This window comes from Vibrio sp. 1069 (assembly GCF_033340555.1).
Genome location: NZ_JAWOWP010000012.1, coordinates 85,983 through 109,589, shown reverse-complemented (window position 1 = coordinate 109,589; position 23,607 = coordinate 85,983). Strand labels below are relative to the sequence as shown.

Below are 23,607 nucleotides of genomic sequence, written 5' to 3'. Positions count from 1 at the left end.
GATCTAATAGGCGTTTTGCTTTGTGATGTGATATTAAAGACACCGCAATCATAGATTGTTGTGCCATAGGCCAAACTGGTACTGTGCGGTGACAAGGATAGCAATTGGCATATGATAAATTTTCGCTGTATATGCCGAGTCTTCAGGGAACCAAGTCCGTTCATTAATAGACTGTTTAGCCATTTACTCACATTGTCTCGACTTGTTGATTATAGTTAAAGACGTGATGTAAGGCTGAGTAGTGAATTTTTTGAATATTGATCGGAGATAGAAATGAGCGATTTAAAAGCAGCAGCGCTACGTGCACTTAAACTTATGGACCTAACTACGTTGAATGACGATGACACTGATGCAAAAGTGATCTCACTATGTCATGACGCGAAAACAGCAGTAGGCAACACAGCTGCAATTTGTATTTACCCTCGCTTTATTCCTATTGCTAAGAAGACACTTCGTGAGCAAGGTACGCCAGAGGTTCGTATTGCAACAGTAACGAACTTCCCACATGGTAACGACGACATTGAAATCGCAGTTGCTGAAACAAAAGCGGCGGTTGCTTACGGTGCAGACGAAGTTGACGTAGTTTTTCCTTACCGCGCGCTAATGGCGGGTGATGAGAAAGTAGGCTTCGAACTAGTTAAGCAATGTAAAGAAGCTTGTGGTGACATTCTTCTTAAAGTGATCATCGAAACAGGTGAACTAAAAGAAGAAGCACTAATCAAGAAAGCATCTCAAATCTGTATTGAAGCAGGTGCTGACTTCATTAAAACTTCAACTGGTAAAGTGCCAGTAAACGCAACACCAGAATACGCTCGCATGATGCTTGAAGTTATTCGCGACATGGGTGTTGCAGAAACTGTTGGTTTCAAACCAGCAGGTGGTGTGCGCACTGCTGAAGACGCAGCAGCATACCTAGCAATGGCTGACGAAATCCTAGGTGACAACTGGGTTGATGCTCGTCACTACCGTTTTGGTGCGTCTAGCCTGCTAACCAACCTACTAAATACATTAGAAGTATCGGACGACGTCGCTGATCCAACAGCGTACTAATTCCAATAATACGTCTGAACGGTAGCACCTAAACGGGTGCTACCAAACCTCTTCTATCCTACTACAACCATGGCTCAAAAGAGCTTGGGAGGCACTAATGTATTTACCACAAGAAATCATTCGTAAAAAACGTGACGGTGAAGTACTTACCGCAGACGAAATCAACTTCTTTATTCAAGGCGTAGCGAACAACACGGTATCTGAAGGTCAGATTGCGGCGTTTGCTATGACGATTTTCTTTAATGAAATGACCATGGATGAGCGCATCGCCTTAACGTGTGCAATGCGTGATTCGGGCATGGTTATCGACTGGAGCCACATGAACTTCGGTGGTCCAATTGTCGACAAACACTCAACCGGTGGTGTGGGTGACGTAACTTCTTTAATGCTTGGCCCAATGGTGGCAGCGTGTGGCGGTTTCGTACCTATGATCTCTGGCCGCGGTCTTGGTCATACAGGCGGTACGCTGGATAAACTTGAATCTATCCCTGGTTACAACATTACGCCGAGCAACGATGTTTTTGGTCAAGTAACCAAAGACGCTGGTGTGGCGATCATCGGTCAAACTGGTGACCTTGCTCCTGCGGATAAGCGTGTTTACGCGACTCGTGATATTACCGCAACGGTAGACAATATCTCCCTGATTACGGCGTCGATCCTTTCTAAGAAACTGGCGGCGGGTCTGGAATCGCTAGTGATGGACGTAAAAGTGGGTTCAGGTGCATTTATGCCAACTTACGAAGCGTCTGAAGAGCTAGCAAAATCAATCGTTGCGGTAGCAAACGGTGCTGGCACTAAAACTACGGCAATTCTTACGGACATGAACCAAGTATTGGCGTCTTCAGCGGGTAACGCAGTGGAAGTTCGTGAAGCGGTTCGTTTCTTAACGGGTGAATACCGTAATCCTCGTCTACTTGAAGTGACCATGGCTTCATGTGCTGAAATGTTAGTACTTGGCAAGCTTGCTGAGAACACAGAAGACGCACGCGCAAAACTGATGGAAGTGCTGGATAACGGCAAAGCGGCTGAGTGCTTCGGCAAGATGGTTGCCGGTTTAGGCGGCCCTGCGGACTTCGTAGAAAACTACGACAACTACTTAGAAAAAGCAGCAATCATTAAGCCAGTTTACGCAACAGAAACGGGCATTGTCTCTGCAATGGATACACGTGCTATCGGCATGGCTGTGGTTGCTATGGGTGGTGGTCGTCGCGTTGCTACTGATGAAATCGACTACGCAGTTGGTTTCGACGAGTTCATCCGCCTAGGTGAGGTCGCAGACAGTGATAAACCTCTTGCGGTCATCCACGCTCGCACTGAAGAGCAATGGGAAGAAGCGGCAAAAGCACTGCGCAGTGCAATCAAAGTAGGTGGTGAATACACACCAACTCCAGAGGTTTACCGCCAAATTCGTGCAGAAGATATCTAATAGAACAAGTAATTACACAAGGCCAAGGCCTACTCAACCATAATAAAAAGCCGAGTGGGCCTAAGGAACGAGCAATGAAAAGAGCATTTATTTTAGTACTAGACTCATTCGGTATCGGTGCAACTGCCGATGCTAAAGAATTTGGTGATGTAGGTTCAGACACACTAGGTCACATCGCTGACCAATGTGACAAAGGCTTAGCAGATAACGACAATCGCCAAGGTGCACTTCGCCTTCCAAATCTATCGAAACTTGGTTTGGCAATGGCGCATAAAGAATCGACAGGTCGCTTCGCACCTGGACTAGACGCAGACGCTGAAATCATTGGTGCATACGGTCATGCAGCAGAGCTTTCTTCAGGTAAAGACACGCCGTCTGGTCACTGGGAAATCGCAGGTGTTCCTGTTCTGTTTGACTGGGGTTACTTCACTGACAAAGCAAACAGCTTCCCGAAAGAATTGACTGACCGCATTCTTGAGCGTGCAGGTCTTGACGGTTTCCTAGGTAACTGTCACGCGTCTGGTACTCAAGTTCTTGACGATCTTGGTGAAGAGCACATGAAGACTGGCAAACCAATCTTCTACACGTCTGCTGACTCTGTATTCCAAATCGCATGTCACGAAGAGACTTTCGGTCTAGACCGTCTACTAGAGCTTTGCCAAATCGCACGTGAAGAGCTAGAAGATTACAACATTGGTCGTGTTATCGCGCGCCCATTCGTTGGTGCTGGTAAAGGTCAATTTGAGCGTACAGGTAACCGTCGTGATCTTTCTGTAGAGCCACCATCAGCAACGGTTCTTCAGAAGCTCGTTGATGAGAAGCAAGGCAACGTGGTTTCTATTGGTAAGATTGCTGATATCTACGCAAACTGCGGCATCACTAAGAAAGTGAAAGCGACAGGTATCCCTGCATTGTTCGAAGCAACGCTAGAGCAAATCAAAGAAGCGGGCGACAACACGATCGTATTCACTAACTTTGTAGACTTCGACTCAGCTTACGGTCACCGTCGTGACGTAGCGGGTTACGCAGCGGCACTTGAGTACTTCGATGGTCGTATCAATGAAGTGCTAGAGATTATGGAAGAAGACGATGTGCTTATCCTAACGGCAGACCACGGCTGTGACCCAACATGGCCAGGTACTGACCATACTCGTGAGCACATCCCAGTATTGGTTTATGGTCAAAAAGTACCAGCTGGTTCTCTTGGCCGCCGCGAAACATTCGCAGATATCGGTCAAACATTGGCAAGTTACTTCGGTACTTCTCCAATGGATTACGGTAAGAACTTCCTATAATTAGTTAGGTTTTTGAAAACTAGGAGCTTGATTGCTCCTAGTTTTATGTTTGCAGTATGTAAATGCTGCTTGTCGGAAATGAGAATACTCTGGCTTATATCGCCTTAAGCGCGGAGCGCTAGAGAAAGGTTAAGGAAAAGAAAATGGCAACTCCACATATCAATGCTGAAATGGGTGCATTTGCAGACGTCGTACTGATGCCTGGTGATCCACTACGTGCAAAATACATCGCAGAGACTTTCCTTGAAGATGTCGTTCAAGTGTGTGACGTTCGTAATATGTTTGGTTACACAGGCACATACAAAGGCCGTAAGATCTCGGTAATGGGCCACGGTATGGGTATCCCATCATGCTCGATTTACGCGACTGAACTAATCAAAGACTTCGGCGTGAAGAAAATCATCCGTGTTGGCAGCTGTGGCGCAGTGAATGAAGACATCAAAGTGCGTGATGTTGTGATCGGCATGGGTGCATGTACTGACTCTAAAGTGAACCGTATCCGCTTTAAAGGTCATGACTTCGCGGCAATCGCAGACTACAACATGGTTCGTGCGGCAGAAGACGCTGCAAAAGCTCGCGGTATTGACGTTAAAGTTGGTAACCTATTCTCAGCAGAGCTTTTCTACACGCCAGATCCAGAAATGTTCGATGTAATGGACAAGTACGGCATTGTTGGTGTTGAAATGGAAGCGGCTGGTATTTACGGTGTTGCGGCAGAATACGGTGCAAAAGCTCTGACAATCTGTACGGTTTCTGATCATATCAAGACTGGCGAACAGACTACATCTGACGAGCGTCAAACGACATTCAACGACATGATGCTAATCGCACTAGATTCAGTATTGCTTGGTGACGAAGAGTAAGCGACGAAGAGTCATTCTATTTTTCGCTCTCAAGAGCTAAAAAACAGCCCGCACATTGCGGGCTGTTTTTATATGAGTTATTAGCGCTACCTAGTTACTTGGTTAGCAGCAGGTTTGGCGCTTTTTTACGACGTATCGGTTGTCGACGTAAAATCAAGATGAACAACATACCACAGACAAAGCTCATTAAGACCATCATGTACATATAACGATCACTCTTGCGATAGTGGTGGTCAGAAATAGCCGTCACCCGGCCCGTCTCAAAGGTCACGCGAACAAAACCGATAAGCGCACCATCTGCAAAAACTGGTTCAACCAACTGCTGGCGACCAATGGAAGCTGTTGCCAAAGGCGTATCCAGGCCAAGAACTTCGCGTACCGATAATGCCTCTTCACTAGACGCTAAACGTACACCCTGTGCATCGTAGATTGTTGCATCAAACACTAAACGGTCTTGTGCTAGCTGGTTTGTTAGCTGAAGTAATCGTTCTTGATCTTTAGTTAAAATCATCTCACTGGCAGAAAGAGACGCCTGTGAAATCAAAACTTTGGTGAGTGTTTCAAGCTGTTGTGCTTGAATTTTCTCATTACCCTTACTGATCACAACACTGTTTTTTATTGTGATAAACAACATCACACACAGCAGGATTAGTGCCAGAATTCTTAGGGCATTCCTTACTGAGAACAAAGATTCACTCATGCTCTTTACTCATCCATTTAAAATAAAACAAAGACTTGCCTTTTTAGTTTGTTGAGGTAACGTTTTAGCAAAGTCATAAGGGATTATATACATGGACGCGTCAAAAAGCTTGCCTATCAGAAAACATACGACACTTTTAAAACGATTACCCGAGACTCGATTTGCCTCCCAATTAGATAAAGCAAAAGCAAACTGGATCGTATTTGCTGAGTACCTTTCGCCAAGTCACTTCGAAGACATTGATTTCTTCACCGGCTTTTACAACCCGATACTAGAAACGTGGAAAGTTGGCCAATATGAAGTAGCCCTGATGGCCGGAGAGTTGACTCCTCAACATGAAACGATCTTACAAAGTCTCAACCTAGATTACGCCTCGCTTAATGAAGTGCCCGATCTATCAACCCAAGGGTTGATTGTATTTGATATGGATTCAACGGCGATCCAGATAGAGTGTATTGATGAAATCGCGAAACTGGCAGGAGTAGGGGATGAGGTCGCTGAAGTCACTGAACGTGCCATGCAAGGTGAGCTGGATTTTGAGCAAAGTTTACGTCAGCGAGTTGGTAAGCTCAAAGGTGCCGATGAATCAATTCTTGAACAAGTTCGTTCCCAGTTACCATTCATGCCGGACTTTGAAGCGCTAATTGCGACGTTGAAAGCCTTGGGCTGGAAAACAGCGATTGCCTCCGGTGGTTTTACTTACTTCTCTGATTACATCAAAGATAAAGTCGACCTAGATTTTGCTCGTTCCAATCAATTAGAAATTATTGACGGCAAACTCACGGGTAACGTACTTGGCGACGTGGTAACGGCGCAGATGAAGTCAGACATTCTAGTGGAATTGGCGGATGAATATGAAATTGAGCAACACAACACGGTCGCTGTCGGTGATGGCGCTAATGATCTTGTGATGATGTCGGTGGCAGGATTAGGGATTGCGTATCACGCAAAACCAAAAGTGGAAGCTCAAGCGCAATCAGCGATTCGCTTTGCTGGGTTAGGCGGTGTGCTCTGTATTTTATCTGGCGCATTGGTGAAGCAGCAAAAGGTCAGCTGGAAAGCTAAACCTTAACCATCCATTCAAAAACACCGCCAGAAAGGCGGTGTTTTTTTTTTTTTCAATTTGGTATGACTTTGAATTTACTCGGTTAACTCCAATCTAATTACAACCTCTTCAGTAATGTCTTCAAATTCACTGTAACCAACGAGCGCTGTTAACTCTTTTTCTAACTTGCTCGCTTGATGTACGCCAAATTGGGTTAAGTCACTTAAATCTTGTTGCAGTAATGATGTCATCGGATCGAAAATTGGCGCAGTAGAAAGGCGAATCACGTAAAAGTCACCCATCATTCGCGCTTTCTTTATAAATTGAATCCGCTCTTTTACGCTGTTGAACTCTTGATGAAGCTTTGACTCAATGCCTGTAATTTTATTGCCTACTTTTGCGGCGCTTATGTAGATATCCTGATGTCTGGCTTGAGCACCTTCTACACGTTTTATTGGCTCTGCGATTAATGTGCTTGTCCGGCCTTTAAAGATAGGTTCAAGTGACAACAGTTGGTCATGCCCAAGACGGGCAAAAAGCTCAATGTGTTTAGGTAGCGGCAAGTTCACCCCGATAACGGGGGTTTTGATTGAAGATGACGTGCTCTTACTGATAAAAATGGGCGTGCTCAGCGTACGCGAGAGCAACATGCAGTGCAGCCTTTCAAGTAGAGCATTACTTGGTAGCGTCTCTTTTTGCGGGATTAGCTTGTCTTGATTGTGCTCGATAATGCTATTGAAAAAAGCGATTACCTTCATGGTTTGGCTGCTTTCATCAATAACTAGCTGCACGCTACAACCATCTGGGCTTACACGAATTACTCGGTATGGCACCGACATTAACGGCAATTTTTTATCGTAGAGTTGTAATTCTCGAAAGTTGATTCTTACCTCTTGCCCAGAACGTAACATCGTGGGCTCACTTAGCCTAATTCCGAGTCCTCTTTTGGAAAGGTCAACAGTACAGCCGCCTGTTTTAGTTTGTCCTGAGTACAACTCTAAAGGTGTTTTAAAACGATAACGAGGCTCTTTACGACGAGACTTTGCATCAAAATAAATGCCCTTTGGATTGCCGATAACTCTTCTCGGATGACGAAACGCGTTTAACGTATTAGCGGGTAAGCGCGGCTTTTCAGTTAGCAGGTAATCTTGCCCTGATTTTTCGTCAGCAATTTCTTGCAAAATACCAATATGAGTCAGTGATTGAGACGTTTCTGCCAACTCTGGAGAGAAAGTTGCTAGGTCTTCCTGCTCTTGCTCTGATAGTTCAAAGATTGAAATTCTAAAGGCGCGCCAACTCTCTCGTTTGCCACCTAAATGCCAAAATAGCTGGCGCTGTTCGCGAGTTGCTTCTGGGCGAAACATCGAATAGAAATAGGTTCGATTCTCGTGCTCGTGAGTAAATGAATAAAGGACATTGGTTGTTCCTTTAACACCAGGCTTAATGAGTGACGCGATGCGTTGCTCGTTGAATAAGGAACCAAACATTTGCTGGTTTCTCTCATCGTGCCAGTATTGCCAAAGCTTTTGATTGTTTGGCGTTAACATTGCTAATTTTAGGTCACTACCATCAAAGAATAGAGGCAAGCTGCTGGTGTGCTTTAGTGCGATATGCTCATAACCGCGAGTTCGAGCTCGAATAATCTTGTCTTGATTGTCGTGACGAGCCCTTTTAGCAGCACTGTTGAGCGCTTCATCTATCACTCGGGTGACGACATTGGTGTCAGTTAAGCGTATGGTTCTGAGGTATCGAACTGAATCATTTTCGTAACAGTCATCAACCGCGAGTATGCGGTATGCAAGCGGTTTCTCTATACCTGCAACGTTAGATTTGCTGGCAAATTCAGTAAACGTGACCTGAATAATTTCCCCAAGGTTATATTTAAATGCGCTAGGGACTTTGAACTTTGCGCCAGAGCTAGATAAATCAATGCTTAATCCATGAAGAAGCTGTCCTTTAGAACGGCAAATTTCAACTTGAGATTGGACTTTCAAGCGTTTTTCTTGGCGCTTTAAATCGTAGCCTAGGTGAACGGGTTCTGCTAAGAACGGGCTTTTAGGATCCGTTAACGATTGCGTTTTTTGCTGAGTAAGGCGCTTGCTCATTACGCGAAAGTTATTTCGCGTGTTGACCAATGCTTCCCACATTCCTTCCGTGTAGCAGCCAAACTTTTTGATGTTTTTATGGTAAGCGTTGAAAGCAACATCATCCAACCAATGTGGAATGCCATCCAAAATATACTCGCGACATTCGCCTTGAACGCGACCTCGCAAATCAATGCTTTTTTTGCATGGAGCCATTAAGCGGTTAAGTTCCATTTTAACCAAAATTTTGGCCGAAGGCGGCTCTTCCTCGGTCAGTTGGCCAAGGACAAAGTCAAAGTCATTCGTACCGTAAACGGGAATGAGTCGTTCTGCGAGCGAGAGAATTTCAGATTGCTGCATTATTTCTGTTAGAGTATGTCGTTACTTTAAATTGTATCGGCTAAGCGAAGTAATACTTAAGTATATCAATAGTTCATTTCAGTTCAGGTCTGACTTGGCTGTGCTTAGTCACATTTGTAGAAAAAATTGAGGCATCATGGCGAAAGCAAAACGAGCGTATGTTTGTAATGATTGTGGCGCGGACTTTCCCCGTTGGCAGGGGCAGTGTAACGCATGTGGTGCATGGAATACGATAACAGAAGTACGTATCGCTGCATCGCCAACCGTTGCTCGCAATGAACGCTTAAGCGGCTACGCTGGTTCCGCAACAGAAGCTACGGTTCAAACGCTATCCGAAATTGATCTGCAAGAAGTACCTCGCTTCACCAGTGGGTTTAAAGAGCTTGACCGCGTGTTGGGTGGTGGTGTTGTGCCAGGTGCCGCAATTTTGATTGGTGGTAACCCTGGTGCAGGTAAATCAACCCTTCTGTTGCAAACCATGTGTAGTTTATCTGCGCAAATGCCAACGCTTTACGTAACCGGTGAAGAGTCGTTACAGCAGGTGGCAATGCGTGCTTCCCGATTGGGCTTGCCGAAAGATCATTTAAAAATGCTATCGGAAACGAACGTCGACAAAATTTGCCAAATCGCCGAAAAAGAGCAGCCTCGTATAATGGTAATAGACTCGATTCAGGTGATGCACGTTTCTGATGTTGAATCGTCGCCTGGCAGTGTTGCTCAGGTACGTGAATCTGCGACGGCTCTGACACGATACGCAAAACAGAATAATGTTGCGGTATTTATTGTTGGTCACGTAACAAAAGATGGTACCCTTGCGGGCCCCAAAGTTCTTGAACACATTATCGACTGTTCGGTACTACTCGATGGTGGAACGGATAGCCGATTCCGCACTTTGCGTAGTCATAAAAACCGTTTTGGCGCTGTGAATGAGCTTGGTGTCTTTGCAATGACAGGCCAAGGATTGAAGGAAGTGAGTAACCCATCAGCGATCTTCCTTTCTCGTGGTGAAGAAGAAACATCAGGCTCTTCCGTCATGGTGGTTTGGGAAGGCACGCGCCCTCTGCTAGTAGAGATTCAAGCGCTGGTGGATTACTCGCAGTTAGCCAACCCTCGTCGTGTTGCGGTCGGCTTGGAGCAGAACCGCCTATCACTTTTGCTCGCTGTGTTGCATAAGCATGGTGGCTTACAAATGGCAGACCAAGATGTCTTTGTTAATGTGGTTGGCGGTGTTAAGGTGACGGAGACGAGCGCTGATCTTGCTTTAGTTATGGCGCTTTTATCGAGTTTTCGTGACCGTCCACTCCCTAAAGATGTGGTGATTTTTGGTGAAGTAGGGCTTGCGGGCGAAATCCGTCCAGTGCCAAGTGGGCAAGAGCGTTTGAATGAAGCGTTCAAACATGGTTTCAAGAAAGCCATCGTGCCAGCAGCCAACATGCCGAAAGGTGGCATCCCTGGCATGCAAATTCACGGCGTTAAGAAATTGTCGGAAGCTATAGAGGCTTTTGACGAGCTGTAATGCTCATAAGAATGGTATTTGTGCAATCACAAACTGTTCTATCCGTCCTCAATAAAATGCGAATAAAGTACATAAATTGCTGTGTTTGACTATGCTTTGGGGACGGAAATTTCACGTTAAAATTTTTTTTCTTCCATCCGCACGCAAGGGTATCAGTATTGACAGAATGTGATATACTCTGCGCGCACTTTATACCTTATTAACAGAGTAAGACAATGACTGATTTATCAAAATACAGAAACATTGGTATTTTTGCTCACGTAGACGCGGGTAAAACTACCTCTACAGAGCGTATCCTAAAGCTAACTGGTAAGATCCATAAGATCGGTGACACTCACGACGGTTCAACTACTACTGACTTCATGGAGCAGGAAGCTGAGCGTGGTATCACAATCCAGTCTGCCGCAACAACTTGTTTCTGGAACGATCACCGTCTAAACATCATCGATACTCCTGGACACGTTGACTTCACTATCGAAGTTTACCGTTCTCTAAAAGTACTTGACGGTGGTATCGGTGTATTCTGTGGTTCTGGTGGTGTTGAGCCTCAGTCAGAAACTAACTGGCGTTACGCTGACGAATCACACGTATCACGTCTGATCTTCGTTAACAAACTAGACCGTATGGGCGCAGATTTCTACAAAGTTGTAGATCAAGTACAGAACGTACTAGGTGCTACACCTCTAGTTATGACTCTACCTATCGGTATCGAAGAAGATTTCGTAGGTGTTGTAGACGTACTAAGCCAACAAGCTTACGTATGGGATGAGTCTGGCCAACCAGAGAACTACGAAGTTCAAGATATTCCAGCAGACATGGTAGAGAAAGCTGCTGAATACCGTGAAATGCTAATCGAAACTGCTCTAGAGCAAGACGAAGATCTAATGATGGCTTACCTAGAAGAAGGCGAAGAGCCATCTCTAGAAGACATCAAACGTTGTATCCGTAAAGGTACTCGTGATCTAGCATTCTTCCCAACTTACTGTGGTTCAGCGTACAAGAACAAAGGTATCCAACTTATTCTTGACGCGGTAATTGATTACCTACCATCTCCAACAGAAGTTGATCCACAGCCTCTAACTGATTCAGAGACTGGTGAGCCAACTGGTGAAGTTGCGACTGTATCTGCAGACGAGCCACTACGTGCTCTTGCATTTAAGATTATGGATGACCGCTTCGGTGCTCTAACCTTTATCCGCATCTACTCTGGTAAGATGAAGAAAGGTGATACAATCCTTAACTCTGCAACTGGTAAAACAGAGCGTATCGGCCGTATGGTTGAGATGCACGCGGACGAGCGTAACGAGATCGATTCAGCACAAGCTGGTGACATCATCGCTGTAGTTGGTATGAAGAACGTTCAAACTGGTCACACTCTATGTGATCCTAAGCACGAATGTACTCTTGAGCCAATGATCTTCCCAGATCCAGTAATCTCTATCGCAGTTAAGCCTAAAGATAAAGGCGGTTCTGAGAAGATGGGTATCGCGATCGGTAAAATGGTTGCAGAAGATCCATCATTCCAAGTTGAGACTGATGAAGATTCAGGCGAAACTATCCTGAAAGGTATGGGTGAACTTCACCTAGACATCAAGGTAGATATCCTTAAGCGTACTTACGGCGTTGAGCTAGAAGTTGGTGCTCCACAGGTTGCTTACCGTGAAACTATCACTCAAGCAATCGAAGATAGCTACACGCACAAGAAACAGTCTGGTGGTTCTGGTCAGTTCGGTAAGATCGATTACCGCATCAAACCAGGTGAGCCAAACTCTGGCTTCACGTTCAAATCAACAGTTGTTGGTGGTAACGTACCTAAAGAATTCTGGCCTGCAGTTGAGAAAGGCTTTGCGTCAATGATGGAGCACGGTGTTCTAGCTGGCTTCCCTACTCTAGACGTTGAAGTTGAACTATTCGACGGTGGTTTCCACGCAGTTGACTCTTCAGCTATCGCTTACGAAATCGCAGCGAAAGGTGCATTCCGTCAGTCTATGCCTAAAGCTGGCGCGCAACTTCTTGAGCCAATCATGAAAGTTGACGTGTTCACTCCAGAAGATCACGTTGGTGACGTAATCGGTGACCTTAACCGTCGTCGTGGTATGATCAAAGACCAACAAGCAGCGTCTACTGGCGTACGTATCAAGGGTGATGTACCTCTATCAGAAATGTTTGGTTACATCGGTACTCTACGTACTATGACTTCTGGTCGTGGTCAGTTCTCTATGGAGTTCTCACACTACGCACCATGTCCAACAAACGTTGCAGAGCAAGTAATTGCTGACGTTAAAGAGCGTAACGCTAAGAAGTAATTCTTAAGTTAACTCTATAACTTGAAAGCCCCGCTTAGTGCGGGGCTTTTTGTATTTAGCAGTCTTATACGCAGAGCGTTTTTGTTTTATTCCTATTTAGCGTTTGTTTTGACGATTGTTATGATGCCGTTCTAGTACTGTTGCCTTTTAGGTCAATGGTCTTAAAGTCTGGTACCACTGACTTTTCAAATATTTCTATTTCTTCCTTCAACCATTGCGCAAACAATTGAGCTTTAGGTCTTTTTAAGTAGCCTTTTGGCGCACACAAGTAATACGCAAAGTTGGGCTTGATAGCGATATCTCCAATTCGGACCAATTTGCCAGAACGAAAATATTGATGGGCTAAACTGTGTTTTACTAATGCCACGCCTTGAAGTGATAGTGCAGCCTCAAGCACGAGATGTGATCCACTGTATTTTAAGGTAGGCTTTGCAGCGCAGTGACCCAAGGTTGCTAACCACATATTCCAATCAAGATCAGGCCAAACATCTTCAATCAGCTCAGCTTTGCTTAAGTCCTCGATGTTATAGATCCCGTGCTCTTTCTGGTACACCGGATGACAAGCAGGATAAAAAGCTTCGTCCATCAGCCATTGTGATTCTAAATTGGGATATTTTCCTAAACCGTAACGAACACATAAATCTATCTGGCTATCTTGAAAAGACACCAAATCATTGGTTGGTTCTAATAGCAAGGCGATATCAGGGTGACGCTGGCGAAAAGCCGTAATTTTCGGGACTAACCAATGATGAGCGAAAGAGGGGAGTGTTGATATCGAAAGGTGGTTCGGGTTTGGATCTTGATTGACTAATCTAACCCCTTGCTGCAAATGAGCAAACCCTCTTTCTGCCTGACTAAACAGTAGCTCTCCCTCTGGTGTGAGCACGATTTTTCTGTGCTGACGAACAAATAGGTCCGTGCCTAAGAACTCTTCTAAATGACGAATTTGCTGACTAATGGCCGCTGGCGTAACAAACAGTTCTTTTGCTGCCGTTTTAAAGCTTCCTTCCTTTGCTGCAACGAAAAAGTAATACAAGCCCTGTAAGGGAGGCATTCGATCTTTCACATTAGTTTTCCTTAACTCTATGGCAGATTCTATCGTTTGAGGATATCAGCGTAGTCGCTGATTATTAAGTGGTCAACATTGTATAGGGATCTTTGAAATGGAAAACATGACATACACTTGTGAGCGTACTATACCTACTGCCCATCAGAGCGGGTTACAGTTAATTTATTCTAAACTGGCGGCTTGGAGAAGGAACTATAAGACACGTCGTCATTTGAGAGAGTTACCAAAGCACCTTTGGGACGATATTGGGTTAGGTGAAAGGGAGATTAGTTGTGAAGTGAGTAAGCCATTCTGGAGAGAGTAGTTTATGAGTTTGATTCAAGCTCAAAGTTAAGTTGCACTCCCCAATGGTGTTGAGGAGTGCAAGCAAAATTACAAGTCTTCTTCCCACACGACCAATTCATCTTTTGGCCAATTGTGGCCTATCTCATGATACTTTTGTTCGAGCACATGACGTTTAATTTTAAGCGTTGGCGTCAGTACGCCATTTTCTATACTCCAAGGTTCTTTAATCATTAACACACCTTTGATTTGCTCATGAGAGGCGAGTTCTTGATTCATCCTGGCAATAACTTTACGTGTGGTACGTGCGTATCGCTCTCGATCAAAGTTAGGGAAGTCATGTGGCACAACCAAAAGAATCGGAGCGGGTAGCCCTAAACCGATGAGACACATCATCTCTACGCGACTGTACTCGAAAAGCTTTTTCTCGATAGGAACCGGAGAGACAAATTTACCTTTGGCGGTTTTGAAGTTATCTTTTTTACGGCCTTGAATCGTTAGATAACCATCTGAGTCGATAGCGCCGATATCGCCTGTGTGTAGCCAGCCCTCTGAATCAAAAGACTCTTGGGTGGCAATGTCATTTTTGTAGTAGCCAGAAAATAGCCCTTTGCCACGCACCATGATTTCATCATCAGCTGCGATTTTTAACTCAATGCCTGGCCCTGCATTACCGACACTACCAATTTTGTCAGCTCTAAATGGGTAGTTGAGCGTGCTGTAGGCAAATGATTCCGTCATCCCCCAAGCCTCTGTGATATCAAGGCCCACTGAGTGGTACCATTCCAACAGCGCTGGCGAGACAGGTGCAGAGCCACAGCCTAATACTCGAGCCTGATCTAAACCTAGACCATCTGCTAGCTTTTTCTTGATCAAAGAATTGACGAATGGGATTTTCAACAGAATATTGAGCTTCTTCTGTGGAAGTTTGTCTTGAATACGTTGCTGGAATAGCGTCCATAATCGTGGGACGGAGATAAACAGAGTTGGTCGGTGCATCTTCACATCTTCGATAAAAGTGTCCAGTGACTCTGGAAATGCTGTTGGCACGCCACCCATAATCGATGAACCGAAGATATAAACACGCTCTGTAATATGAGCGAGCGGTAAATAAGAGAACAATCGGTCGTTTTCTTGGATACCAATATGATTGATCAGTTGCTGAACAGACCAACTGAATGCGCCGTAAGTTAGCATCGCGCCTTTCGGTAACCCTGATGTGCCTGAGGTATACACCAACGACATTAGCTTGTCATCGTAATGCTGCGGACGCTCTTCACTTGGCATTGCATCTGCAATGAGCGCTTGGTATTCGTGCTTACACTTTGGTGCCGTGTCATAAGGTAGAGCGATGCTAATGAGTTCAGGCATAGCATCAATGACTTGCTGAGTTGCTTTGGGATCATCGAGTTTTCCGCCAATGATCGCTTTACTTTCACTATGAGTCACACAGTATTCGATGGTATCTGCACCGGCGGTAGGAAAGATTGGCACACTGACATAGTCACCAAGCATCATAGCAAGATCGCAAATAAACCATTCTGCACAGTTTTTAGATACTAACGCAACTTTGTCGCCAGGCTTTACACCAAGCGAGCGTAGTGCGCTGACAAGTTTTAAGGCTTGATCTGCAACATCAGAGAATGTGTACTCAACAAACTGTCGGTTAATAATTTGTTTTAGGTAGACCTCATTTGGACGCTCTTGAGCCCATTTGAGGATCATTTCATTTGGTGGTGGGAGAGCGCAACCAGCAGCGCTATTTAGATTCGGCTGATTCATTTTAAGTGACTCCATGTCTTCTCATTGTATTTATAATTGTTAACGCATTGTTAACTTTAGCATGTTAAATCGCGACACGGGAATGCATTTTGATGAAATATGTGGGGAAGATAGCGTTAGTTATGGTTGAAGTCGGAGCGACTCGATCTAAAAAGCAATGTGATTGATGCTACGCAAAAGAGAACAGGCTTTTCAGCTGTTATGTCATACCGACTTCATACTAAGAGCACAGGTAAGCAATTTATTTTATTAATAATATTGCGAAAACATAGAATCTATCCTAATTATTTATTAACTAGTGGCTTAGTGTTGAAGATAAGTATAAATGTCTCCTAATTTCTTCAAAGCGCCAAACTTAAAGGTATGTCGTGGTTTTGAAGTAGCTATACTAATCTTACTTTGGAAAGTTAGGAGCTTCACCTCAAGCTATTGCCTGAGATTACTTGGGTACGATCATCAGCAAAAGGAAAGATGTGATGTTACGGAAGACTTTACTGGGTACCTATCTTTGTAGTTTATTCATTGCGGGGAATGCATATGGTGCTGAAGGAGATGATATTCCTCAGCGTGCCCAAACGGTTGGTGATGTTATTGAGCGCCCAGGCGTTCTCACACCTAAAGGTAAATGGTCATTTGATTCGTCTTTAAGCTATACACAAAACTCTTCAAACAAAGTATCTGTTGTTGGGTATACAGTCTTACCAACTCTGATTGTTGGGCGAATTGAAGTGAGTGATTCGGATAGGACTACAGTAACCGTTGGATTAACTGCTCGGTACGGTTTAACAAACGCCACAGAGTTAGAAGTTAGAGTGCCGTATGTGTATCGTAATGACCAAGTTTCTACGCGCCCCATTCAAGATGGTTCAAACAGTGAAGTAGTAAACACAACGGTGGATGGCGGAGGGCTTGGTGATGTAGAGTTCGCATTGAGGCACCAGTTTAACTTTGAGTCTGCGCCATACTGGGTAGGTGGCCTTAGAGTAAAGTCGGATACAGGACGATCGCCTTATGATGTTTCTATTGAAGATGGAAGCAACTCATTTAGTGATGTCCCTACAGGTTCGGGTTTTTGGAGTTTTGAGCCTAATTTATCTCTTATTCACCCTGTTGATCCTGCGGTCTTGTTCGCTAGTCTAAGTTATATTTATAACTTAGAGGATACTGTTACAGTTGGCGACACAAAAGCTGATGTTGAACTTGGAGACACTATTTCTCTTTCAGGGGGAATGGGGTTTGCGGTGAATCCTGATCTTTCATTCTCTTTAGGACTTAGCCATAAAACTATTTTAAAAAGCAAAGTAAATGGCAGATCGGCAGATGATGCTAAGTTGCTTCAATTAGATGCATTAACTTTTGGTATAAACTATGCCTTTAGTGAACGCTCATCTATCAATGTTAGTGCTCAAGCTGGTCTTACAGAAGATACTCCCGACTTTCAATTAACAGTACGAGTACCTTTTAATTTGTAAAATGGATATTAGGCCCTTGAGTCTTGGGCCTAATTTATCGTTAGCGCCTAGTGTTCGCATTATAAATTGATTGGATTATATTGGATAAAGTAGGTATATATTCTTAAAATGATGGTGGCCGATTGATATATCGAACTTTCTTTTGGTATGTAATCATAGATATCAGTCGTTTCTAATATCAAAGAAGCTTAACGTGACAATTTTTCAGATAAAAATGGAAATGCTCATTGAAGGTGGTTCAATAAGGCGTCTTCTAATTGTTGGTTTGCTTTGATTTCCCGTATTACCCCATTTACTTGAGCATCAATGTCTACGAGCGTGCTAAGTCCAATAATACTGTTATCTTTCGTGTTTTGAATAATATTGATAATACTTGAATTTATAAAGTCTGAACTTATTATATTAGGATTTTGAGACGAAGGCATTTTGGGTGAATCTATAGAATCATCTCCAATAATATTGCCTTCACCAAATTGTATGATGTTAACAATACCCTGGTTGAAAACATCTCCACTTTGATTTTCACTATTTGCGCTAATGTTTTTTAAATTACCATTTTCAATTACTAAGTTGGCAATATTTGTGTTCAAAATATCATCGCCATTTATAGTCGTAGTAATGCTTAATCCAATATTAATAATATACTCGTCCGTAATTTGGAAACCACCTCGATATTCTTCTAAAGATAAATTTGAAAGAGGAGTAAGTTCTTTCAGGCCAACATCTTTAGCATTCACATTAAAATGAGGTATTAGCATACAAAGCACTAACAAAAATTTATTGTAGTTCATAATGTAGGCCTTTCAGGTTGTTAAGTTCTTAAAGTTATTTAAAACAATGTTATATTAATTTTCACCGGAAACTGGGAGAGTAATGCTAAATACCCCTAAGGAATCTCTAGACACTCCTGTTTTTAATGGTGATCTTTGATATACGGTGAAATTATCATTGGTTATAAAGCTAGACCGTCCCATTTCCGCTTCGTTACGGACCAGTAACACAATTCCTTGGTAATATTTTTCAAACTCATCCAGTTTCATTATCATGGTTCCTCTAGAAGGGTCTCCTAGAATAACTGAGTGATTGTTTATACCTCTGATGACAACAAAATGCATATACCCGTCGAAATTAACGAGAGTAATCCCAGGGACGCCGACTTCTTTAATTTTCTCCAGTCCTACTTGAAAGCCGTCAGAACGTAACCCTATGGAATCCAAGTAAAACTTCATATCCAACAAAGAAAAACCTTTCTCTTTGATTTTTTCTTTATCACCTTTTTCAAACATGCTTTTGAAGATATCTTGTTCAGATGACTCTGTTGCATAATGAAAAGTGAGAAGAGAAGCCAGGGCGGCAGAGCCACAGCTGAAGTCATACTGTTGGCGAAAAACATCACCGAACACTATTTCTTTGTAGCTTTTAACAGGAACAGAGTAATGTGCTCGGTAAGGTAGCAGTTCTAGTGAAATGGCTGATGCTGAATAAACGAGCATCAGCCAAATTAAGTTATTTAATACTTTCATATTGTTTACTTGAGTGTCAGGTTAACGACGGTAGAGTTCTGGATTAAAACGTTGTTTCCGCTGTTCTGAATTACGTTGGATATACCCGAACTGTCTGCGAACGCTCCACTTGATAGTATATTGTTACCACTCACGGTGTTTGACGCGACATTATCTGACGAAATACCATTGATATCTGATTCTGCATAAACCAAGTCGAGTTCAACATTTTGTCCACCTCTTGATTCATTCATGATATCCAAGCTAACTTCTCCGCCAGATAATGCAATGTCATCAGCGAGTGCAGTGCAGGCAACTATCATACTCAAAGTACAGATTGCCAAACGCATCGCTTTCTCCTACTAGTCGGTTACTCACCCCCAGTAAACACACTTGCATTAGTTGTAACAGATTGTTGTACAAGTGAATTTGAACCAGCATTCTGACCAACGGTAGTAATACCAGCTGCACCACCAAGACCACCAAGGGTGTTCATGTTTTCAACTCGAACTCGAGTATCATCCGCGTTAGTTGCATAAATAACTGATGCACCTGTAACACCACCCATTAGGCTTGAGCTCGCAACAACCATATCTGTATCCATATGGACTTGATTGAAGCTATCAACATTTGTTGAGCTCGAGTCACTTTGATAGTTACTATTGTCGTTAAAGCTGTTCGAGTTTGTTGTGCTTGAATCAGCGTAGCTACGGTTATCACTCTGGTTACGGTTGTCGCTTTGATTACGATTATCGCTGTTATCGTTAAAGCTACTGTTGATACTAGAGTCACTGTTGTCGTTGTTGCTACGTCTTACAGTAGTACTAGAGTCGCTGTTGTCGTTGTGGCTTCTATTTGTGTTAGTACTTGAATCACTACTATCACTATTTAGGCTCACATCAAGATCAGCACTGGTACTGTTGTCGTTAGCGTTAGACGTACTATTGTCGTTGTGGCTTTGAGCTGTGTTAGTGCTCGAGTTTGAGTTGTCGCTGTTGTTATTAAAGCTGTCATCAACACCAAGAGTTGCACTGTTGTCAGTGTCGCTGTTGTCGTTGAAGCTATGACCAATACCTAGTGACGCACTATTATCGCTGTTGTCGTTGAAGCTATCACCAACACCGAGAGATGCGCTATTGTCACTGTTATCATTGAAGCTGCCAGATAAACCGATATCGGTATTAGCGCTGTCAGTCCATTGCATGTTGTCGTCTCCATCATCGATCTCATTCGCGATTAGAGAGCCACTAAATAAAATTGCTGACATTGCTAAAGCAAGCCCTGTTTTGTTTAGAGTCATAACGATTACTCCATTTCCTGTTATTCCTGATTAAAAATGACTGCACTTAACTTCTTGCTGCTTCCTTCAAATGTTGTGGGAAGCGATGAAATTATAAGAAAGGATCAGTGAAAGCTGTTCTCATTATTGAGAATGATTCAGGCTGGAAGGGAGTATTTAGGTGCGTCTCTTTAAGGTGTTAAAGAAAAAAATAACATAATCATAATGTTATTTTTTGTATTTACTTTAAGTACTCATCAAGTATGAAATGAAGCCAATATAAAGAAGTAATTCGTTCTATTGCACTGAGCGGAGCAGTCATCCATTTTTTATAAATGGTATTTTATCCAATTATTATCTTTATTATTTAATATTATAAATCATATCCTTATGCTAACACAGGTTGAAAAGTATGGATAAAAACACAACAGGTTCATACTTTTTAAGTCTTTTTCGGTGCTGAAAAGCAATGCGATATCATTCTGAAGTGCTATATTTTCTACTTAAAATGAAGATAAATTCTCTTTGCTATCCCCAATTAATTTTCTAACGGGGGTTGGTGAAACAGGTAAGTTAATGTGGTGGGACTATGGAAAAGAAGCACTTGATACTGCTAGCTGAGAGTAATTTACAAAGTAACTTAATAAAAAAACAACTATCTTCCATTCATGATGTCGATGTAAAGATAATGCAACCAGATGAAGTGGTGTTCAGAAGTCACTCACTCAGTATCGATTTGATGTTTATTGATTACGATTTTATGCGTCAGCTTGAAGTTCAAGGAAAGTTACCAGATTTTGATCTATTTGGGTGGTCCTTTATGCTTCACAACGTCCCTTGTGAAAAAGTACAAACGGACTTACTGCATTGGAAGTTGTTAAAAGGAATTTTGCTCCGAAGTGCATCAGTGACACATATATGTGATGGCGCGGAATACGTACTGAAAGGAGGGTTGTGGCTACCAAGAATGTACCTAGAGAAGTTAGTCCTCAATTATCGGCATGCAAATTTGTCCGAAGAACAGCAGCATGATGAGTTAACATGCAGAGAAAAACAGATTCTAGAGCTACTTGTGTACGGCATTTCAAATCAACAAATTGCTTCAAGACTTTTTTTATCTGAAAGTACAGTGAAAAGCCATATATACAAGTTGTACAAAAAACTCGATGTCCATTCTCGTCATGATGCGGTTAAGTTGGTAAGAATGAACAATGGCTTAACCGAGAGAAGTTAAGTCATAATTTTGGATGCTCTTTTTATCGGGGTCTGTTCCGTTTTCGCTATCTAATCTAAGCAAGGGCACTCGTATTTGAGTGCCCGTGGTTTATCTGGATTCAATAGTTGGTGTATCAGCAGGCTAAATCATGCCCGTGACAAGGCCTGCTGCCACAAAAAACACGATCATCCATAGCACCGATAGGTTGATCTTTTTGTGTAGATAAAAACCTGCAACCACTAACGCCATGTCGATGGGAGCAACAACTGCGCTGCTAAATACTGGCTGGTAAAGTGCCGCGAGTAGCAACCCTACTACCGAGGCATTGACACCGTTGATGGCGCCGGAGACCAGCGGTTTGCCTGCCAGTGCTTGCCAGTTTTTAAGAACGCCAAGCAGTAAAAGAAACCCTGGGAGGAATACGCCAAGCGTTGCGATCAGAGCGCCTAAAATTGGCGTATCCGAAAGCTCGTAACCGATAAAAGTCGCAAAGGTGAACATTGGCCCTGGTACAGCTTGTGCAGCGGCGTAGCCTGTTAAAAATGCATCTTGGCTGAGCTGGTCGCCAACAATGTTTTGCAGAAGCGGCAGAACCACATGACCGCCACCAAACACTAAGCTACCAGCTTGGAAAAAATCACTAAACAGCCCAAGCAAAGGTAACGTATGAGCCACTAACGGTAAGCCGAGTAAAAGCACCGCAAATAGAGCCAATGGCGCGATAGACGGTTTAAACGACTCGGCTGATGGCGCGGAGTCTTTCTTCAGATATCGCATTCCGACAAAACCTGCTGCGATCAACACGAACATTTGCGTCATGATGCTTGGTGCCACCAGCAACGCAATCGCAGTCGCGACGCACAAACCCGCGGTCAGTTTACTTTGGCAGAAGTTTTTGTACATGCCCCAAGTCGCATCCGTCACGACGACGACTGCGAGCAGTTTTAGGCCGTGAACGATGTTTTGGAACACTGCGGTGTCGGTGATTTGGCTGCTCACCATCGCCAGCGCCAACATGATGACCACTGAAGGAAGCGTGAATCCGACAAATGCTGCGCATGCGCCACCTAAACCGCCACGTTTATAGCCTAAAGCAAAGCCAACTTGGCTTGAGCCCGGTCCCGGCAAAAACTGACTGAGCGTGACAATTTGCGCGTACTCGCTGTCATCAAGCCATTTCAGTTTCTCAACGAAGGTTTGGCGAAAATAACCAATATGAGCCGCAGGGCCGCCGAAGCTGAACCAACCCAGCCAGAAAAAAGTTTTGAATATGGTGAACATGTCGAGCCTGTTTATCTAAAAAGCATTGTTGCTAATTTATCGAATGCTCTAAAATGACTCAAATTGATGATTTTAATTTCATCTATGAATGAAATGGGATGAGGATGTTGGAGTGAAAGAGGACATTCAGTGGCGCAACATTGACTTGAACTTATTGGTGACGTTTTCCTACTTGTATCGCTATCGAAGCGTTAGCGTCGCGGCAGAGAAAAGTTACGTTAGCCAGTCGGCGATGAGTCATAGTTTGTCTCGTTTAAGGTTGTTGTTTGACGACCCGCTTTTTGAGCGAAAAGGGCACAAGATGGAGCCCACCGAGCACGCTCACCACATCGCGCCAACTGTGCATCACTTGTTGGATTCTATCGCCAAAGACTTGCTCACTAAGTCTGCCTTCCAACCTGAAAATTACGCGGGTGTATGTCGCATCGGGTTAACGGATTATGCCGAGTTTATCTTTGCTCCTCGGCTTTATGACGAAATACGCCAGCGCGCCCCAGAGGCGCAGATCAGTTTTATTAACGTCAATCGTAGCAACTACGTGGCATTAACTGAGCACGAAAAGCTCGATGTCATTATTGGCAGCATGCCGGTGTTGGATGACAACTTTGAGAGCTTGTACTTGTACACCGAAAAACACGTGTGCATGTGTGATAAACAGGTGTTGAAAGGGGAAACACAGCTGTCTCTGGAAGCGTTCGCGAACATAGAGCAAGCTCTGGTAAGTCCCGATGGGAGCTTAAAGACACAAGTAGACCAAAAGCTCGCAGAACATGGCTTGAGCCGCAAAGTCACCGTGGCGTCGCGCAACTTTCTCACTATTCGGCATCTATTGAAAAAGCGCGATCTCATTGCCATCGTGCCAGAAAAAATGGCGTTGGCGGAGGGCTTTTCGGACGATCTCATTACTGTTAAGCCGCCGATCGCCGTTGCGGATTTTGATATTGCCATGCTGTGGCATTCCAGCCGAAACAATGAAGACAAAGGCATTTGGCTACGCGAGTTGGTTTCTTCGACCATCACCTCTAAATGATAAACATTTGGGGCACTCATGGTGCTTAGAGTGATTTGTTGTTGAACTT

The 23,607-nt window shown here is 43.7% G+C and carries 21 protein-coding genes; 11 read left to right on the top strand and 10 right to left on the bottom strand.

Translation table 11 applies throughout. The features are described 5' to 3' along the window. Positions 1–48: 48 nt before the first annotated feature. Positions 49–183: a hypothetical protein gene (locus tag R7040_RS17425; RefSeq protein ID WP_005391675.1), complete on the bottom strand. Its 135-nt coding sequence runs from the start codon at positions 181–183 to the stop codon at positions 49–51. Between the two features lie 90 nt (positions 184–273). Here R7040_RS17425 and deoC point away from each other — a divergent pair, with 90 nt between their 5' ends. The 4 genes from deoC (at position 274) to deoD (ending at position 4,634) form a co-directional block, all read left to right on the top strand. Beyond that, positions 274–1,050, top strand: coding sequence for a deoxyribose-phosphate aldolase (gene deoC / locus R7040_RS17420; RefSeq protein WP_005380133.1), 777 nt, complete (start codon positions 274–276; stop codon positions 1,048–1,050). Positions 1,051–1,147: 97 nt separating this feature from the next. Then, positions 1,148–2,476: a thymidine phosphorylase gene (gene deoA / locus R7040_RS17415; RefSeq protein WP_025768209.1), complete on the top strand. Its 1,329-nt coding sequence runs from the start codon at positions 1,148–1,150 to the stop codon at positions 2,474–2,476. Positions 2,477–2,550: 74 nt separating this feature from the next. Then, a complete protein-coding gene (locus R7040_RS17410; protein ID WP_182039868.1) occupies positions 2,551–3,771 on the top strand; it encodes a phosphopentomutase in 1,221 nt (406 codons plus the stop codon). 143 nt (positions 3,772–3,914) lie between these two features. Continuing rightward, complete coding sequence (gene deoD, locus R7040_RS17405) at positions 3,915–4,634, top strand: purine-nucleoside phosphorylase (protein ID WP_005380140.1); 720 nt, start codon at positions 3,915–3,917, stop codon at positions 4,632–4,634. Between the two features lie 94 nt (positions 4,635–4,728). Here deoD and R7040_RS17400 read toward each other — a convergent pair whose 3' ends face one another. Continuing rightward, complete coding sequence (locus R7040_RS17400; protein ID WP_005391677.1) at positions 4,729–5,334, bottom strand: YtjB family periplasmic protein; 606 nt, start codon at positions 5,332–5,334, stop codon at positions 4,729–4,731. Between the two features lie 91 nt (positions 5,335–5,425). On the opposite strand from R7040_RS17400, the gene serB reads away from it, so the two are divergent. Beyond that, positions 5,426–6,406, top strand: coding sequence for a phosphoserine phosphatase (serB, locus tag R7040_RS17395; RefSeq protein ID WP_005386439.1), 981 nt, complete (start codon positions 5,426–5,428; stop codon positions 6,404–6,406). A 68-nt stretch (positions 6,407–6,474) separates the two neighbouring features. On the opposite strand, the gene R7040_RS17390 is transcribed toward serB, so the two are convergent. Beyond that, positions 6,475–8,823, bottom strand: coding sequence for a PilZ domain-containing protein (locus R7040_RS17390; RefSeq protein WP_238952098.1), 2,349 nt, complete (start codon positions 8,821–8,823; stop codon positions 6,475–6,477). Between the two features lie 136 nt (positions 8,824–8,959). Here R7040_RS17390 and radA point away from each other — a divergent pair, with 136 nt between their 5' ends. Together radA and fusA are read left to right on the top strand one after the other, a co-directional pair. Next, positions 8,960–10,339 (top strand): DNA repair protein RadA, encoded by a 1,380-nt coding sequence (gene radA / locus R7040_RS17385; RefSeq protein ID WP_318081448.1) that lies wholly within the window; start codon positions 8,960–8,962, stop codon positions 10,337–10,339. A gap of 215 nt (positions 10,340–10,554) precedes the next feature. Further along, positions 10,555–12,645 carry an elongation factor G gene (gene fusA, locus R7040_RS17380; RefSeq protein ID WP_005386444.1) on the top strand — a complete coding sequence of 697 codons (2,091 nt, stop codon included), beginning with the start codon at positions 10,555–10,557 and terminating at the stop codon, positions 12,643–12,645. Between the two features lie 118 nt (positions 12,646–12,763). Here fusA and R7040_RS17375 read toward each other — a convergent pair whose 3' ends face one another. Continuing rightward, positions 12,764–13,711 carry a LysR substrate-binding domain-containing protein gene (locus R7040_RS17375; RefSeq protein ID WP_017820432.1) on the bottom strand — a complete coding sequence of 316 codons (948 nt, stop codon included), beginning with the start codon at positions 13,709–13,711 and terminating at the stop codon, positions 12,764–12,766. A 97-nt stretch (positions 13,712–13,808) separates the two neighbouring features. On the opposite strand from R7040_RS17375, the gene R7040_RS17370 reads away from it, so the two are divergent. Then, positions 13,809–14,018 carry a DUF1127 domain-containing protein gene (locus R7040_RS17370; protein ID WP_081248197.1) on the top strand — a complete coding sequence of 70 codons (210 nt, stop codon included), beginning with the start codon at positions 13,809–13,811 and terminating at the stop codon, positions 14,016–14,018. 68 nt (positions 14,019–14,086) lie between these two features. On the opposite strand, the gene R7040_RS17365 is transcribed toward R7040_RS17370, so the two are convergent. Next, positions 14,087–15,778: an AMP-binding protein gene (locus R7040_RS17365; protein WP_005391687.1), complete on the bottom strand. Its 1,692-nt coding sequence runs from the start codon at positions 15,776–15,778 to the stop codon at positions 14,087–14,089. A 476-nt stretch (positions 15,779–16,254) separates the two neighbouring features. Here R7040_RS17365 and R7040_RS17360 point away from each other — a divergent pair, with 476 nt between their 5' ends. Then, positions 16,255–17,250, top strand: a complete 996-nt coding sequence (locus R7040_RS17360; protein WP_005380160.1) for a transporter — start codon at positions 16,255–16,257, stop codon at positions 17,248–17,250. Positions 17,251–17,474: 224 nt separating this feature from the next. Here R7040_RS17360 and R7040_RS17355 read toward each other — a convergent pair whose 3' ends face one another. Genes R7040_RS17355 through R7040_RS17340 form a run of 4 tightly spaced genes read right to left on the bottom strand, consistent with a single transcriptional unit; the run spans position 17,475 to position 20,052 of the window. Beyond that, positions 17,475–18,041, bottom strand: coding sequence for a hypothetical protein (locus tag R7040_RS17355; RefSeq protein ID WP_005391689.1), 567 nt, complete (start codon positions 18,039–18,041; stop codon positions 17,475–17,477). A 54-nt stretch (positions 18,042–18,095) separates the two neighbouring features. Continuing rightward, positions 18,096–18,773, bottom strand: a complete 678-nt coding sequence (locus R7040_RS17350; RefSeq protein ID WP_005380165.1) for a C39 family peptidase — start codon at positions 18,771–18,773, stop codon at positions 18,096–18,098. A 5-nt stretch (positions 18,774–18,778) separates the two neighbouring features. Further along, positions 18,779–19,102: a hypothetical protein gene (locus tag R7040_RS17345; RefSeq protein ID WP_005380167.1), complete on the bottom strand. Its 324-nt coding sequence runs from the start codon at positions 19,100–19,102 to the stop codon at positions 18,779–18,781. 20 nt (positions 19,103–19,122) lie between these two features. Further along, positions 19,123–20,052, bottom strand: coding sequence for a hypothetical protein (locus R7040_RS17340; protein WP_005391691.1), 930 nt, complete (start codon positions 20,050–20,052; stop codon positions 19,123–19,125). A 568-nt stretch (positions 20,053–20,620) separates the two neighbouring features. Here R7040_RS17340 and R7040_RS17335 point away from each other — a divergent pair. After that, positions 20,621–21,265 carry a helix-turn-helix transcriptional regulator gene (locus R7040_RS17335; protein WP_005380169.1) on the top strand — a complete coding sequence of 215 codons (645 nt, stop codon included), beginning with the start codon at positions 20,621–20,623 and terminating at the stop codon, positions 21,263–21,265. A gap of 123 nt (positions 21,266–21,388) precedes the next feature. Here the strand turns inward: R7040_RS17335 and chrA are convergent, their stop codons facing one another. Further along, the gene (chrA, locus tag R7040_RS17330; protein ID WP_171345831.1) at positions 21,389–22,528 is read right to left on the bottom strand and encodes a chromate efflux transporter; all 1,140 of its coding nucleotides are present in this window, start codon (positions 22,526–22,528) and stop codon (positions 21,389–21,391) included. 112 nt (positions 22,529–22,640) lie between these two features. Here chrA and R7040_RS17325 point away from each other — a divergent pair, with 112 nt between their 5' ends. Then, complete coding sequence (locus R7040_RS17325; RefSeq protein WP_115386440.1) at positions 22,641–23,558, top strand: LysR family transcriptional regulator; 918 nt, start codon at positions 22,641–22,643, stop codon at positions 23,556–23,558. The last annotated feature ends 49 nt before the right edge of the window (positions 23,559–23,607 follow it).